This is a genomic window from Pseudomonas sp. PDM09 (genome assembly GCF_014852305.1).
Lineage (GTDB): Bacteria > Pseudomonadota > Gammaproteobacteria > Pseudomonadales > Pseudomonadaceae > Aquipseudomonas.
On sequence record NZ_JACVBI010000001.1, the window covers coordinates 281,187 to 293,642 of the forward strand.

General features: G+C 60.8%; 18 protein-coding genes. 8 read left to right on the forward strand and 10 right to left on the reverse strand.

Going from position 1 to position 12,456, the window contains the following annotated elements:
* The first annotated feature begins 150 nt into the window (after window positions 1–150).
* The 4 genes from IB250_RS01195 to cysG are packed head-to-tail and all read left to right on the forward strand — an operon-like array spanning window position 151 to window position 4,538.
* Window positions 151–1,473, forward strand: a complete 1,323-nt coding sequence (locus IB250_RS01195; protein ID WP_008008559.1) for a replication-associated recombination protein A — start codon at window positions 151–153, stop codon at window positions 1,471–1,473.
* The gene (gene crcB / locus IB250_RS01200) at window positions 1,473–1,847 is read left to right on the forward strand and encodes a fluoride efflux transporter CrcB (protein WP_008008558.1); all 375 of its coding nucleotides are present in this window, start codon (window positions 1,473–1,475) and stop codon (window positions 1,845–1,847) included. Before IB250_RS01195 ends, crcB begins: the two co-directional genes overlap by 1 nt.
* Window positions 1,848–1,862: 15 nt before the next feature.
* A complete protein-coding gene (gene serS, locus IB250_RS01205; protein ID WP_192342633.1) occupies window positions 1,863–3,143 on the forward strand; it encodes a serine--tRNA ligase in 1,281 nt (426 codons plus the stop codon).
* Window positions 3,144–4,538 (forward strand): siroheme synthase CysG, encoded by a 1,395-nt coding sequence (gene cysG / locus IB250_RS01210; protein WP_192342634.1) that lies wholly within the window; start codon window positions 3,144–3,146, stop codon window positions 4,536–4,538.
* Window positions 4,539–4,677: 139 nt separating this feature from the next.
* On the opposite strand, the gene IB250_RS01215 is transcribed toward cysG, so the two are convergent.
* The 9 genes from IB250_RS01215 to IB250_RS01255 all read right to left on the reverse strand — a co-directional run bounded on the left by IB250_RS01215 (window position 4,678) and on the right by IB250_RS01255 (window position 9,695).
* The gene (locus tag IB250_RS01215; protein ID WP_192342635.1) at window positions 4,678–5,682 is read right to left on the reverse strand and encodes a glutathione S-transferase family protein; all 1,005 of its coding nucleotides are present in this window, start codon (window positions 5,680–5,682) and stop codon (window positions 4,678–4,680) included.
* Between the two features lie 90 nt (window positions 5,683–5,772).
* Window positions 5,773–6,774, reverse strand: a complete 1,002-nt coding sequence (locus IB250_RS01220; RefSeq protein ID WP_192342636.1) for a glycosyl transferase family protein — start codon at window positions 6,772–6,774, stop codon at window positions 5,773–5,775.
* Window positions 6,771–7,106 (reverse strand): TusE/DsrC/DsvC family sulfur relay protein, encoded by a 336-nt coding sequence (locus IB250_RS01225; protein ID WP_123493803.1) that lies wholly within the window; start codon window positions 7,104–7,106, stop codon window positions 6,771–6,773. The genes IB250_RS01220 and IB250_RS01225 overlap by 4 nt, the downstream gene beginning before the upstream one ends.
* The gene (tusB, locus tag IB250_RS01230; RefSeq protein ID WP_192342637.1) at window positions 7,103–7,396 is read right to left on the reverse strand and encodes a sulfurtransferase complex subunit TusB; all 294 of its coding nucleotides are present in this window, start codon (window positions 7,394–7,396) and stop codon (window positions 7,103–7,105) included. Before tusB ends, IB250_RS01225 begins: the two co-directional genes overlap by 4 nt.
* Complete coding sequence (gene tusC, locus IB250_RS01235; RefSeq protein WP_192342638.1) at window positions 7,396–7,758, reverse strand: sulfurtransferase complex subunit TusC; 363 nt, start codon at window positions 7,756–7,758, stop codon at window positions 7,396–7,398. The genes tusB and tusC overlap by 1 nt, the downstream gene beginning before the upstream one ends.
* A 1-nt stretch (window position 7,759) precedes the next feature.
* Complete coding sequence (tusD, locus tag IB250_RS01240) at window positions 7,760–8,152, reverse strand: sulfurtransferase complex subunit TusD (protein ID WP_192342639.1); 393 nt, start codon at window positions 8,150–8,152, stop codon at window positions 7,760–7,762.
* Window positions 8,153–8,376: 224 nt separating this feature from the next.
* Window positions 8,377–9,081 (reverse strand): YoaK family protein, encoded by a 705-nt coding sequence (locus tag IB250_RS01245; protein WP_192342640.1) that lies wholly within the window; start codon window positions 9,079–9,081, stop codon window positions 8,377–8,379.
* 27 nt (window positions 9,082–9,108) lie between these two features.
* A complete protein-coding gene (locus IB250_RS01250) occupies window positions 9,109–9,438 on the reverse strand; it encodes a DUF6388 family protein (RefSeq protein ID WP_038982575.1) in 330 nt (109 codons plus the stop codon).
* 2 nt (window positions 9,439–9,440) lie between these two features.
* Complete coding sequence (locus tag IB250_RS01255) at window positions 9,441–9,695, reverse strand: hypothetical protein (protein ID WP_008008546.1); 255 nt, start codon at window positions 9,693–9,695, stop codon at window positions 9,441–9,443.
* Between the two features lie 163 nt (window positions 9,696–9,858).
* On the opposite strand from IB250_RS01255, the gene IB250_RS01260 reads away from it, so the two are divergent.
* Window positions 9,859–10,209: a hypothetical protein gene (locus tag IB250_RS01260; RefSeq protein ID WP_123493811.1), complete on the forward strand. Its 351-nt coding sequence runs from the start codon at window positions 9,859–9,861 to the stop codon at window positions 10,207–10,209.
* A 151-nt stretch (window positions 10,210–10,360) separates the two neighbouring features.
* Here the strand turns inward: IB250_RS01260 and IB250_RS01265 are convergent, their stop codons facing one another.
* Complete coding sequence (locus IB250_RS01265; protein WP_192342641.1) at window positions 10,361–10,792, reverse strand: GNAT family N-acetyltransferase; 432 nt, start codon at window positions 10,790–10,792, stop codon at window positions 10,361–10,363.
* A 147-nt stretch (window positions 10,793–10,939) separates the two neighbouring features.
* On the opposite strand from IB250_RS01265, the gene IB250_RS01270 reads away from it, so the two are divergent.
* The 3 genes from IB250_RS01270 to IB250_RS01280 all read left to right on the forward strand — a co-directional run bounded on the left by IB250_RS01270 (window position 10,940) and on the right by IB250_RS01280 (window position 12,291).
* Window positions 10,940–11,377 carry a hemerythrin domain-containing protein gene (locus IB250_RS01270; protein ID WP_192342642.1) on the forward strand — a complete coding sequence of 146 codons (438 nt, stop codon included), beginning with the start codon at window positions 10,940–10,942 and terminating at the stop codon, window positions 11,375–11,377.
* Window positions 11,378–11,535: 158 nt separating this feature from the next.
* Complete coding sequence (locus IB250_RS01275; protein WP_192342643.1) at window positions 11,536–12,036, forward strand: hypothetical protein; 501 nt, start codon at window positions 11,536–11,538, stop codon at window positions 12,034–12,036.
* A gap of 12 nt (window positions 12,037–12,048) precedes the next feature.
* Window positions 12,049–12,291, forward strand: coding sequence for a hypothetical protein (locus IB250_RS01280; protein ID WP_123493819.1), 243 nt, complete (start codon window positions 12,049–12,051; stop codon window positions 12,289–12,291).
* The last annotated feature ends 165 nt before the right edge of the window (window positions 12,292–12,456 follow it).

Genomic DNA, 12,456 nt, shown 5'->3' on the forward strand with positions numbered 1-12,456 from the left:
GGAGCGGGCTTGCTCGCGAATGCGGTGTGTCAGACAGCATTGATGGCGACTGACACTCCCTCTTCGCGAGCAAGCCCGCTCCCACGGGGATTGCGGTGTTAGTGCTTTGACTGATCGGCATCAGGACCCAGTGAGGTTTCATAAGTAGTGATGGACCTGTTTCGCAGCGCCCCGATTGCTCAGCCCTTGGCCGCACGCCTGCGCGCGACCAATCTGGACGAGTACGTCGGTCAGGAACACCTGCTCGCTCGCGGCAAGCCTTTGCGTGAAGCGCTGGAGCAGGGCGCCCTGCATTCGATGATTTTCTGGGGGCCGCCGGGGGTGGGTAAAACCACGTTGGCGCGGCTGCTCGCGGAAGTCTCCGATGCGCACTTCGAAACGGTTTCGGCGGTGCTGGCCGGCGTGAAGGAAATCCGCCAGGCGGTGGAAGTCGCCAAGCAGCAGGCCGGGCAGTACGGTAAACGCACCATCCTGTTCGTCGACGAAGTGCACCGCTTCAACAAGTCCCAGCAGGATGCGTTCCTGCCATACGTTGAAGACGGCACGCTGATTTTCATCGGCGCGACCACCGAAAACCCCTCGTTCGAACTCAATAACGCGCTGCTGTCCCGGGCACGCGTCTATGTGCTCAAAAGCCTCGACGAAGCCGCCCTGCGCAAGCTGGTGCACCGCGCGCTGACCGAAGAGCGCGGACTGGGCAAGCGGCAACTGACCCTCAGCGACGAGGGCTTCCAGATGCTGTTGTCCGCCGCCGATGGCGATGGCCGGCGTCTGCTCAACCTGCTGGAAAACGCCTCCGACCTGGCCGAAGACAACAGCGAAATCGGCGTCGACCTGCTGCAAAGTCTGCTCGGCGATACCCGCCGGCGCTTCGACAAGGGCGGCGAAGCCTTCTACGACCAGATCTCCGCACTGCATAAATCGGTGCGCGGCTCCAATCCCGATGGCGCGCTGTACTGGTTCGCGCGGATGATCGACGGCGGTTGCGACCCGCTGTACCTGGCCCGGCGTGTGGTGCGCATGGCCAGCGAAGACATCGGTAATGCCGACCCTCGCGCCCTGAGCCTGTGCCTGGCGGCGTGGGAAGTGCAGGAGCGGCTCGGTAGCCCCGAAGGTGAGTTGGCAGTGGCCCAGGCCATCACGTACCTGGCCTGCGCGCCGAAAAGCAATGCGGTGTACATGGGCTTCAAAGCCGCGATGCGCAGCGCCACCGAACACGGCTCGCTCGAAGTGCCGCTGCACTTGCGCAATGCGCCGACCAAGTTGATGAAGCAATTGGGTTATGGCGATGAATACCGTTATGCCCACGATGAACCGGATGCCTACGCCGCTGGCGAAGACTACTTCCCGGACGAGCTCGAACCGCAACGGTTTTATCAGCCCGTGCCCCGCGGCCTGGAACTGAAAATCGGCGAAAAGCTTAATCACCTCGCGCAGCTTGATCGTCTAAGCCCCCGGCAGCGGAGAAAATAGTGATTCCATTGATCGTTGCCGTTTCTGTCGGCGGTGTCGCCGGCACGCTATTGCGCTTCGCCACCGGTAACTGGATCAACGCGAATTGGCCGCGGCACTTCTATACCGCGACGCTGGCCGTTAATATCGTGGGCTGTTTGCTGATCGGCGTTCTATACGGTCTGTTTTTGATTCGCCCGGAGGTACCGTTTGCGGTGCGCGCTGGGTTGATGGTCGGCTTCCTCGGGGGGCTGACGACTTTTTCATCCTTTTCACTGGATACGGTGCGCCTGCTGGAAACCGGGCAAGTGCCGCTGGCCCTGGGCTATGCGGTCATCAGCGTATTCGGCGGGCTGCTCGCCACCTGGGCTGGCCTGTCCTTGACCAAACTTTGATAACGAGAAACCGACATGCTCGATTCCAAACTGTTACGTAGCAACCTTCAGGACGTAGCGGACCGCCTGGCATCCCGTGGCTTTGCCCTGGATGTTGCGCGCATCGAAGCGCTGGAAGAACAGCGCAAGACCGTCCAGACCCGCACCGAAGCTCTGCAGGCTGAACGTAACGCGCGCTCCAAGTCCATCGGTCAGGCCAAGCAGCGCGGCGAAGACATCGCGCCGTTGATGGCGGACGTCGAGCGCATGGCGGGGGAGTTGAGCACCGGTAAACTCGAGCTGGACGCGATCCAGACCGAGCTGGATTCGATCCTGCTGGGCATCCCGAACCTGCCGCACGAATCGGTGCCGGTCGGCGATGACGAAGAAGGCAACGTTGAAGTGCGCCGCTGGGGCACGCCTAAGGCCTTCGATTTCCCGGTTCAGGACCACGTGGCCCTGGGCGAGAAGTTCGGCTGGCTGGACTTCGAAACCGCCGCCAAGCTGTCCGGCGCCCGTTTCGCCCTGCTGCGCGGCCCGATCGCCCGTCTGCACCGTGCGCTGGCGCAGTTCATGATCAACCTGCACATTAACGAACACGGTTACGAAGAGGCCTACACCCCGTACCTGGTGCAGGCGCCTGCGTTGCAGGGCACCGGTCAGCTGCCGAAATTCGAAGAAGACCTGTTCAAAATCAGCCGCGAAGGCGAAGCCGATCTGTACCTGATCCCGACCGCTGAAGTGTCGCTGACCAACATCGTCGCTGGCGAGATCGTCGATTCGAAACTGCTACCGATCAAATTCGTGGCACACACACCGTGCTTCCGCAGCGAGGCCGGTGCATCGGGTCGCGACACTCGCGGCATGATCCGTCAGCACCAGTTCGACAAGGTCGAGATGGTGCAGATCGTTGAACCATCGACCTCGATGGAAGCGCTGGAAGGCCTGACCGCCAATGCCGAGAAAGTCCTGCAACTGCTGGAACTGCCCTATCGCACCCTGGCGCTGTGCACCGGCGACATGGGCTTCAGCGCGGTCAAGACTTACGATCTGGAGGTGTGGATTCCAAGCCAGGACAAATACCGCGAAATTTCGTCGTGCTCCAACTGCGGCGATTTCCAGGCCCGCCGCATGCAAGCGCGTTTCCGCAACCCGGAAACCGGCAAGCCTGAGCTGGTTCACACCCTGAACGGTTCCGGCCTGGCGGTTGGTCGTACCCTGGTGGCGGTGCTCGAGAACTACCAGCAGGCCGACGGTTCGATCCGTGTGCCTGAGGTGCTCAAGCCGTACATGGGTGGCCTTGAGGTCATCGGCTAAATGGACTATCTGCCGCTGTTTCATAACCTTCGCGGCAGTCGTGTATTGGTCGTCGGCGGAGGGGAGATTGCCTTGCGCAAATCCCGCCTGCTGGCCGAAGCCGGTGCGCTGCTGCGAGTGGTTGCACCGCAAATCGAACCGCAACTGCGTGAGCTGGTGGTCGGCAGCGGTGGCGAGTGCCTGGTGCGTGGCTACGTCGAGGCGGATCTGGACGGTTGCGGGCTGATCATCGCCGCCACCGACGACGAACCGCTGAACGCGCAAGTCTCCGCCGATGCTCATCGGCGTTGCGTGCCGGTCAACGTGGTGGACGCGCCGGCCCTGTGCAGCGTGATCTTCCCGGCGATCGTCGATCGTTCTCCGCTGATCATTGCGGTGTCCAGCGGCGGCGATGCGCCGGTGCTGGCGCGGTTGATTCGGGCCAAGCTGGAAACCTGGATTCCTTCCACCTACGGGCAACTGGCCGGTCTGGCGGCGCGTTTCCGCACTCAGGTCAAAGGCCTGTTTCCGGATGTGCAGCAGCGCCGGGCGTTCTGGGAGGATGTATTCCAGGGCCCGATTGCCGACCGGCAACTGGCCGGGCAGGGCGCCGAGGCCGAGCGCTTGATGCTGGCGAAAATCAATGGCGAAGCGCCTGTCGCTACCGGCGAGGTTTATCTTGTGGGTGCCGGGCCGGGTGACCCCGACCTGTTGACCTTCCGCGCTTTGCGCCTGATGCAGCAAGCCGATGTGGTGCTGTATGACCGTCTGGTGGCGCCGGCAATTCTGGATTTGTGCCGTCGCGATGCCGAGCGAGTCTACGTCGGCAAGCGCCGCGCCGATCACTCCGTGCCTCAGGAACAGATCAACCAGCATCTGGTGGATCTGGCCAAGGCCGGCAAGCGCGTGGTGCGGTTGAAGGGCGGCGATCCGTTCATTTTCGGGCGCGGCGGTGAAGAGATCGAAGAACTGGCGGCCCATGGCATTCCGTTCCAGGTCGTCCCGGGCATTACCGCAGCCAGTGGTTGCGCGGCCTATGCCGGGATTCCGCTGACTCACCGCGATTACGCGCAGTCGGTGCGGTTCGTCACCGGGCACCTCAAGGACGGTTCCACCGATTTGCCATGGGCTGACCTGGTCGCGCCGGCGCAAACCCTGGTGTTTTACATGGGGCTGGTGGGCCTGCCGATCATCTGCGAGCAGTTGATCAAGCACGGTCGCGCGGCTGATACCCCGGCGGCGTTGATCCAGCAGGGCACCACGGTCAATCAGCGGGTGTTTACCGGCACCCTGGCCGACCTTCCACGGCTGGTGGCGGAGCATGAAGTGCATGCGCCGACGCTGGTGATCGTCGGGGAAGTGGTGCAACTGCGCGAGAAACTGGCGTGGTTCGAAGGGGCTCAGGCGCAGGTCTGAGGACCGAGTTGTTCCCTTCGCGAGCAAGCCCGCTCCCACATTTGATCTGTGTCTGGCCATGAATCTGTGGCTGAACACGGTCCAATGTGGGAGCGGGCTTGCTCGCGAAGAGGCCCTCAAAACCACCCCCATGCTCAGATCAGACCTCAGCTTTACGCCAAACCCCTTTCCCCTTCAACCGCGCCCGATCATGAGCCGCAGTGAAGTCCTGCGCCGGCCCTTTAGGCACGATCCCGGTCGGATTGATGGTCTTGTGGCTGCCGTAGTAGTGATTCTTGATGTGCTCAAAACTCACCGTCTCGGCTATCCCCGGCCACTGATAAATCTCCCGTAGCCAGCTCGACAGATTCGGATAATCGGCAATCCGTCGCAGGTTGCACTTGAAGTGCCCGAAGTACACCGCATCGAAACGAATCATCGTAGTGAACAGCCGAATATCCGCTTCCGTCAGGTATTCACCCGTCAGGTATCGATTCGCGCCCAGCAATTGCTCCAGCCGATCCAGCTCAGCAAACAATTCATCGAACGCTTCTTCATAAGCCTGCTGCGAGGTGGCGAACCCGGCGCGATAGACGCCGTTGTTCACCGCTGGATAAATCCGCTCGTTCATGGCGTCGATTTCGTTTCGCAAGGGCGCCGGGTAGAAATCCAGGTCGTTGCCGGTCAACTCATCGAACGCGCTGTTGAACATGCGGATGATCTCCGCCGACTCATTGTTGACGATGCGATTTGTCTGTTTGTCCCACAGCACCGGCACCGTGACGCGACCGGTGTAGTCGGCGGTATCGGTGGTGTAGCGCTGGTGCATGAAATTGAAGTGATCGAGCTTGTCGCCGGTCGAGCCCAGGTTCTTGTCAAAGGTCCAGCCGTTTTCCAGCATCAACCAACTGACCACCGACACGTCGATCAGGCTTTCAAGGCCTTTGAGTTTGCGCAGGATCAGCGTGCGGTGAGCCCACGGGCAGGCGAGGGAGACGTAGAGATGATAGCGACCGGCCTCGGCGGCAAAACCACCGACACCGGTCGGGCCTGGCTTGCCGTCGGCGGTCAGCCAGTGGCGACGCTGCGCCTGTTCACGCTGGAACGTGCCGTCCTTGCTTTCATACCACTGATCTTGCCAGCGGCCTTCGACTAACAAACCCATGTTCAAAACTCCTCAACCGATAAGCGTTGGAGAGGAGTCTATGCGCATAGGTTCGAACAAAAAGCGCAAAGGTTGGGCGTTTATGATCGGTTAAATCGATCGATCCCGGGCGTCCCAATACTGCTGGGCGGTTTCGAACGCTAGCTCGCGGGGCTGACCGAGGCCGCGCAAGGCCAGGGCCATGGTCGAGATCAACGCCATTTGCGGGTAGCTGTCGACCACGTCGCCACGCCACACGGCTTTCAAATGCTCCGGTTCCAGGCTGGCCGGTTTGACGTGGCGCTGGGTCGACATCTGCGGCCACTCTTCATCCCAGCTTTCGCCGCCGGTGGTGCCATACAGATGACTGTCGGCATCCGGGTTAATCTCGATTTCACCGCCATCGCCCTTGATCACGATGGCAGTGTCGCCGAGCAAACCGCTGGCCTCGCGATGTACGGCCTGATAGCCGGGGTGGAAAATGCTCTGCAGGCCGCAACGGGCGCCCAATGGGTTGAGAATCCGCGCCAGGGAATGGATCGGCGAGCGCAGGCCCAAGGTGTTGCGCAGGTCGATCATCCGCTGAAGTTGCGGGGCCCAGTCCACCAATGGCATGAACGCCAGACTGCCCTGATCGAGCGCTGCGCCGACCTGCTGCCAGTTGCGGCACAGTGGAATGTTCAGCGTCTCGAGCAGTTGTTCGCTGTACAGCCGACCGGCCGTGTGCGCGCCGCCGCCATGCATGAAGATGCGCACGCCGTTCTGCGCCAGGCACTTGGCCGCCAGCAGGTACCACGGCAAGTGACGCTTCTTGCCGGCATACGTCGGCCAGTCCAGATCAACCGCCAGCGCTGGCGGATTCAGGCGTTCACGCACGGCTTCGGCGAACCCGGCCATTTCCTCGGCGCTTTCTTCCTTGTGCCGCAACAGCATCAGGAAGGCGCCGAGCTGGGTGTCTTCGACCTTGTCGTCGAGCAACAGGCCCATGGCTTCGCGGGCTTCTTCGCGGGTCAGGTTGCGGGCACCGCGTTTGCCCTTGCCAAGGATCCGCACGAACTGGGCGAACGGGTGCTCGGCGGGCGTTTCGAGGGTCAGTGCTGGATAGTCGGTCATAAGCAATTCGTCGGTTTGGGCAGGCCCGCCAGTTTCGCGGCGAGTTTGGCAGGGGTGCCTTTGAACAGTCGGTTCAGGTGCAGGCTGTTGCCCTTGTCGGGGCCGAGTTTCAATGCGGTGTACTTGATCAGCGGGCGGGTCGCCGGGGACAGCTGGAATTCGTCGTAGAAACTGCGCAGCAGTTCGAGGATCTCCCAGTGTTCCGGGCTCAACTCAATGTCTTCGGCAGCGGCGAGGGCGGCGGCCACCTCGGCAGACCAGTCACTCAGTTCGACCAGGAAACCGTCCTTGTCCAGTTCAATGGCGCGGGCGCCGACCGTCAGGGATCTCATAGCCAACTGTTGACCTTGTCGTAGTGAATCGACAGTTCGACGAAGGCCGGGTAGTCGATGGCCTCGGCCCAGTCCGGGATTTGCAACGCCCGTGCTTGAGCATCTTCGGCCAGTACGAACAACTTCAGGCCGCGGGCGTGCAGCGCGCTGAATGGCGCGGTGCCTGGCTGCAAGGCATAAGCCGCATCGCCACTCAGCAAAAGCGCATCGTCGACGCCGATCACGCGCAGGCAACTGCTCAGGCGGTCGTCGCCGAAAGGGGAATGAGACAACACATGCAAAGTCGACATCAGAGGGTGATCACCTGGTCGTAACGGTCAATAAGGGCGGTGATTTCCTGGGCGGTCAGCACCTGGGCTTCTTCAAGTGACAGGTTTTCAGGGTCCAGGCCACGGGTCGCGGCGCTTTCGCCGCAGACGAACAGGTCTTCGACGCCAAACATCGGCAAGGCTTGCAGGTTGGCGCTCAGGTCTTTCTGTTGCAGGGCTTTGGCGTTCTGTTCATTGGCGAGCTGGAACACGCCGTCATCGAGAAACAGCAGGCCGATCGGCAGATCGAAGGCACCGCCGGCCAGCACGATGTCCAGCGCTTCACGCGCATTCGGCCCGGACCACGGCGCCTGACGGCTGATAATCAGCAAGGATTTAGCCATCTCACGCGCCTCCGAAACAGATCAAACGGTCAGCGTCCTGCACCGCGTCATGCAACTGGCCGAGACCGGACAATTCCCACGGCGCACCCACCGCTATCGCTTCACGCTGATAGCGCTGGGCTTCTTCCTCGTTCAACACCCCACGGCGCAGGGCGGCGGCGATGCAGACCACGCCATCGAGTTGATGCTCGCTGACAAAGTTACGCCATTGCTTGGGCAAATCCTGCTCGTCCTGAGGCGTGACCACGCTGCCGGACGCGTTATAGACGCCATCCTGATAGAAAAACAGCCGGACAATCTCATGCCCGCCGGCCAGCGCGGCCTGGGCGAACAGCAAGGCGCGGCGCGAGGAGGGCGCATGGGCGGCGGAAAACAGCGCAATGGCGAATTTCATGATGGGCTCGATCAGCAAAACTGCGGCCATGATAAAGCTTTATCGGCGGGGCGGCGAAGGGCGTTTACCTGAAGACCGAGTCGCTGCCTTCGCGAGCAAGCCCGCTCCCACACTGGATTTATGTCGAACACAAAACAGTGGTCCGCCGCAGATCCAGTGTGGGAGCGGGCTTGCTCGCGAAGACGGACTTCCCGGCAACATAAATTCAGGATCTGATCACCTGCTCAGCGCGGCATATAACCCAACTGCCAACGCCGCGGTATCTTCAATGACAGCACCCCCAGCGCCCCGGCCAGCAACCCACTGACAAACAGCGCCTTGAGCCCAAGATGATGTTCCAGTAAAGCACCCAGCACCGCGCCGGCAAACATCCCGGTCCACGGGACCAACTGCACCCGCCAGCCATTGCGCCGCTCGCCAAGCATCCACCGCCCCAGCCCTCGGCCGAACCGCGACAGCGCGCCGGTGACGTAGGTCAGGCCGACCGGCAGGCCGTTCACCTCTTCCACGGCGGCATTGAGCATGCCCATGGCAATGATCGTCGCCAACAGCGCCGGCAGTTGCATGTCATAGGGCCAGGCTGCGGCGCCGCACAGCAACGTGGCGATGCACAGCATCAATGGCAGCGCCCGTCGGCCACCGAACCGGCTGACGACAATGCCCAAGGCATTACCGATGACGAACGTGGCCACGAGAATCAGCAGACGCAGGGTCAGCCCGAGATCGCCATCGCTGATCGCTACGGCAAGGCGTGTGGTGTTGCCGCTCATGAAGGACACGAAGTCGCCGCTGGCCATGAAGCCGATGGCATCGGTCATGCCGGCGAGCACCGACAAACCGGCGACCAGCGCCAGGCCGATGCGCCCGCGCCATTTATGGGTATGCAAATGGCCCGGTGTGGCCCGGGTACTTGAGGGCGAAGGCAGCATCGATGAAGGCTTCCTTGAACCGCGAGATTATTTGGTTAACCCATATAACTCGCAATACTCCAGCCAGTCCATGCCGGCCATCTCCGCGACTTCCTTGTGCACCTCCAGGCGTTGGGCCTGGTAATCCTCAGGCGTGGCGGCCGTCAGTTGCAGCGTCAGCTCCCAGGCAAACAAACCCAGGCGCTCAGCCTCGGCTTCGAACGCTTCATGCAAACGCTCGTCGCGGTACTGCGCCACTGTCACGCCCTTGGCCTGGGCCAACAGTGGATTCAGGTTGTCCAGTTCGATGCGCAGCTCAGGACGCTCATCGAGAAACTTTTTCAGCGCCTGCTCGTGTTGCTGTTCGGTTGCCGCCATGGTCACTCCTTGGAAGACTGCTTTTTGCTCGCCTTGGCAGCCGCGGCCAGACACTCCAGAGCAAATTGCTCGGGGTAGGTCATCTGGATCGGCGTGGTTTCGCCTTTAACGGTTCTTTCGCCATCGAGAATGTAGCGAATACGCTTGTCGGTGACGCCAATTCGCTTGGCGATCCAGGACGGCGTCTGACCGATCTGGCTGATCAGCTTGTCGGCGTATTCAGCGGTCGGTTTGTAGTATTCGGCGTTGGGTGTCATGACCTTTCCAGAAAAATGCGCCCGGAAAAAATGGGCGATGCGGCGTTAATGGCGCGACAGGGTGCGCGAATCGTTGCGCGGTGTCGCGGTATAAATGAAGTAAAGCAGAACGATACGCTGCGTCGCAGTGATACAGTCCGCTTTTTCCTGATGAGCGAATGCAATGCGAATTCTGATGATGGCGCTGGCCGCAACCTTGCTGGCGGGCTGCGCCGGATCGGCGATGAATGACGCCCGCACCAAAACCCCGTACAAAACCCTGACCTCGGACAAACCGGAAAAAATCGTCGCCCAGTGCGTGCAGTTTGCCTGGCAGGACGAAGCGGTGTTTGGCGTCGATGCGGGCGCTTATTTGCAGCCGGGCAAGAAGGGTGGCTCGACGGTCTACACCCGTTCAGCCGAGTCCTTCGTGGACGTGAGCACCGACGCCTCGGGTACAGCGTTGAGCTACTACGCGCAGCATGACGATTTTGTCGCCAAACGCCGATTGGCGGCGTTGGCGACCTGTCTCTGAGCAGTCTGCAGTTTGAGGCTCAATCCCCAGACGATCGGCCGATGCCATTCCAATGTGGGAGCGGCGGTGCGGCGATCCGACTTGCTCGCGAAGGGGCCTTCAGGGGCGCCAAAAGCTTCGCGAGCAAGCCCGCTCCCACAGGTTGCGCGTCTTAATCAGTGTTAATGAGGCGCTTCTGAAAAAAGAAGCGCTTATGGCCCGGCGGGTAATCGGCGATGTGCCCCAACTCGCTGTAACCATGCTTCTTGTAAAACTCCGGCGCCTGGAAGTCGAAAGTGTCCAGCCAGATCCCCACGCATTCCTTTTCCCGCGCCAGGTCTTCGGCCATCTGCATCAGCTTCGAGCCCATCCCTTGTCCCCGGGCCAGCTCCGGCACCGACAACAACTCAATGAAAAACCACCGGTAAAACACTCGGCCATAAAGCCCGCCGAGAATCTCGTCGCTGTCATTGCGTACCAGCAAAGCAATCTGCTCTGACACCGTGGCCCCGGCCTTTGAGGCGTTATAGGCGCGCAGCGGTGTGAGGATCGCCTCGCGTTCTTCCTGGGAGGCATTTTTCGACAATTCGATTCGCAGGGTCATAGGCTACACATCCTTATGGCAGTGAACACGGAGCCTATCCCGGTTGTGGCGATTGTTCTATCCCCCGCAACCGAAGGAACCCCCGGGGCTCCAGGAATGTCTAGCCTGAACAGCATCGTTGTTGAACGCAGCCATTGAGGACAGCCCGTGAATATCTTTGAAGCCTTGCGTGAAAGCCATGACCGTCAGCGCCGCTATGCCGATGCGCTGATTCAAACTCAGGGCGACACCCCGGAACGGGTTGATGCTTACAAACGGCTCAAATCCGAGCTTAAGGCCCACGAAACCGCCGAAGAACGCCATTTCTACATGCCGCTGATGGAGTTCGACAACGGCGTGGATCTAAGCCGCCACGCCATCTCCGAACACCACGAAATGGACGAGATGATGGAAGCGCTGGATGCGACCGAAATGTCCAGTCCATCCTGGTTGGCAACGGCGAAAAAGCTTTCGGAGAAGGTCCATCACCACTTGAAAGAGGAGGAGCAGAAGTTCTTCCAGATGGCCGGCAAGTTGCTCGACGAGCAACAGAAAGAAACCCTGGCCGGGCAGTATCAGAAAGAATACAAGGCGCAACTTTCCTGAGGATGAAAGCGCCGCAATGCGGTTCACTCAAGAGAGTCTTGAGTCAGTAAGAACTTGTGGCGAGGGAGCCAACACACCTTGCCGGCAAGGTGAAATGATTTGAATCCAATGCGCTCCTTGTAGAGAATCGCCATCTTTGCCTCGAAAGGATGCGCACTATGAAGTTGGAAGGGACTTTCCAATACATGGGCACTCACGGGATCGTCTTCAACGTCTCGCAGATCACCCTCACCGACAGCGAACGCGGACGCCTGCGCGAGCTGCATTTTGGCGAGGCGAAAAGCGCCCACTATGAGGTCAACAGCAAGGTCGTCGAGGTGTACGACAAGATGCAGGCCAAGAGCCTGCCGTGCGTGATGATGATCGGCATCTCCAAGCCGCTGACCCGGCAACAGGGCGATGCCCTCAATGCCCAACGCACCAAGATCGCCAACCTGGCCGCCTCCGCCTTCGGTGGCGCTGCCGGTACTGTGGGCGGTTTAGCCGGACCTGCAGGCAGTGTCGCCGCAGGTACTGTTGTAACGGCGGGTGTGCGCTCGTACGTCAATGACACTCTGCCCACCTACCATGCTGGCGACGTAATCGTCAGCATCCAGGCGCAGGTCAATGGTGGGATTGGCCCACAGCGCTCTTCCGAATCCCTGATCATCAAGACCTGAGTGGGGCAGCACATGTCCGAAATTACCCAGACGGTCATCGTTGTGGTGCTGGCCTTTCTACTTGATCGGTTTCTTAAGCCGTACCCGCTGCGCAAGTGGCTAGGGGTGACGCTGGTGGTGGCAGGCGCAATCGGCTGCGTTGCAGTGAGCCAGACCCAGTTGCTGGGCTTTGACTTGGGATTGATGTCGGTCCTTGCCGTGCCGGTGGGCGCGGGGCTGTTCGTGACCAGGCGGCGGTTCGAGCAGATTGGCTGAAGGTCAGGAAGGTGTGTTGACCGGACGGATACCTTGCTCCCGCTTGAGTGCGTAGCGCTCACAAAAATCGCAATGGTTGTCAGATTTTTGGGGCCGCTACGCAGCCCAGCGGGAGCAAGCTCCCTCGCCACAGGTTTCTCTGACTCAAGATTCTCTTGGGAGCGC

Excerpts from the sequence above, each read along its gene's own strand:
- IB250_RS01195 (WP_008008559.1), top strand. The coding sequence starts at position 151 with ATGGACCTGTTTCGCAGCGCCCCGATTGCTCAGCCCTTGGCCGCACGC.
- serS (WP_192342633.1), top strand. The coding sequence starts at position 1,863 with ATGCTCGATTCCAAACTGTTACGTAGCAACCTTCAGGACGTAGCGGAC.
- cysG (WP_192342634.1), top strand. The coding sequence starts at position 3,144 with ATGGACTATCTGCCGCTGTTTCATAACCTTCGCGGCAGTCGTGTATTG.
- IB250_RS01215 (WP_192342635.1), bottom strand. The coding sequence starts at position 5,682 with ATGGGTTTGTTAGTCGAAGGCCGCTGGCAAGATCAGTGGTATGAAAGC.
- IB250_RS01220 (WP_192342636.1), bottom strand. The coding sequence starts at position 6,774 with ATGACCGACTATCCAGCACTGACCCTCGAAACGCCCGCCGAGCACCCG.
- IB250_RS01225 (WP_123493803.1), bottom strand. The coding sequence starts at position 7,106 with ATGAGATCCCTGACGGTCGGCGCCCGCGCCATTGAACTGGACAAGGAC.
- tusB (WP_192342637.1), bottom strand. The coding sequence starts at position 7,396 with ATGTCGACTTTGCATGTGTTGTCTCATTCCCCTTTCGGCGACGACCGC.
- tusC (WP_192342638.1), bottom strand. The coding sequence starts at position 7,758 with ATGGCTAAATCCTTGCTGATTATCAGCCGTCAGGCGCCGTGGTCCGGG.
- tusD (WP_192342639.1), bottom strand. The coding sequence starts at position 8,152 with ATGAAATTCGCCATTGCGCTGTTTTCCGCCGCCCATGCGCCCTCCTCG.
- IB250_RS01245 (WP_192342640.1), bottom strand. The coding sequence starts at position 9,081 with ATGCTGCCTTCGCCCTCAAGTACCCGGGCCACACCGGGCCATTTGCAT.
- IB250_RS01250 (WP_038982575.1), bottom strand. The coding sequence starts at position 9,438 with ATGGCGGCAACCGAACAGCAACACGAGCAGGCGCTGAAAAAGTTTCTC.
- IB250_RS01255 (WP_008008546.1), bottom strand. The coding sequence starts at position 9,695 with ATGACACCCAACGCCGAATACTACAAACCGACCGCTGAATACGCCGAC.
- IB250_RS01260 (WP_123493811.1), top strand. The coding sequence starts at position 9,859 with ATGCGAATTCTGATGATGGCGCTGGCCGCAACCTTGCTGGCGGGCTGC.
- IB250_RS01265 (WP_192342641.1), bottom strand. The coding sequence starts at position 10,792 with ATGACCCTGCGAATCGAATTGTCGAAAAATGCCTCCCAGGAAGAACGC.
- IB250_RS01275 (WP_192342643.1), top strand. The coding sequence starts at position 11,536 with ATGAAGTTGGAAGGGACTTTCCAATACATGGGCACTCACGGGATCGTC.
- IB250_RS01280 (WP_123493819.1), top strand. The coding sequence starts at position 12,049 with ATGTCCGAAATTACCCAGACGGTCATCGTTGTGGTGCTGGCCTTTCTA.